Genomic DNA, 855 nt, shown 5'->3' on the forward strand with positions numbered 1-855 from the left:
AGTGCTGGTTTCGAGGCGGAGTTCTTGGCTGCCACGGGCGGTGCGGGTGTGGACATCGTGGTGAACTCGCTGGCCGGGGAGCTGACCGATGCTTCGCTGCGGCTGCTGCCGAAGGGCGGCGCGTTCATCGAGATGGGCCGCACCGACCTGAGGGACGCCGAGGCGCTGACGGCGGAACACCCGGACGTGGCCTACCGGCCGTTCGAGCTCAGCGAGGCCGGGCCGGAGCGGATGGGCGAGATGCTCAGCCGCATCGTCGGGCTGATGGCCGAGGGTGAGCTGTCGCGGCTTCCGGTGCGGGCGTGGGATGTGCGGCGGGCGCGGGAGGCGTTCCGTTTCATGTCGCAGGCGCGGCACACCGGCAAGATGGTCCTGACCATCCCCTCCACTCCCGTCGTCTCCGACCTGGTCGCCTCGCGGCCGGCTGGACGGGCTGCGCTGGTGACGGGTGGTACGGGCACGCTGGGCGGTCTGGTGGCCCGGCACCTGGTATCCACCGGGCAGGCCGACGGGCTGGTGCTGACCGGCCGCTCCGGTCCCTCGGCTCCCAACGTGGCGGCTCTGGCCGCGGAGTTGGCGACCCTGGGCGCCTGGGTGCAGGTCGTGTCCTGTGACGCCGCCGACCGCGATGCGCTGGCTACCGTCCTCGCCGGAATCCCCGAAGAGGCTCCGCTGAAGACGGTGGTGCACACCGCGGGCGTCCTGGACGACGGGACGATCGCCTCGCTCACCCCCGAGCGGATCGGGGCGGTGATGCGGCCCAAGGCGGACGGCGCATGGCACCTGCACGAGCTGACCCAGGGCATGGACCTGGAGCACTTCGTGCTGTTCTCCTCGGCCGCGGCGACCTTCGGC

At 71.9% G+C, this 855-nt stretch carries 1 protein-coding gene; it reads left to right on the forward strand.

Annotated features, from left to right (window positions below; translation table 11 throughout):
- Positions 1-24 precede the first annotated feature (24 nt).
- The coding region (locus tag AC4IJH_RS43600; protein WP_490857579.1) for an SDR family NAD(P)-dependent oxidoreductase at positions 25-855 on the forward strand (831 nt) is incomplete at its 3' end.

It is taken from the genome of Streptomyces sp. UF-297, assembly GCF_058245575.1.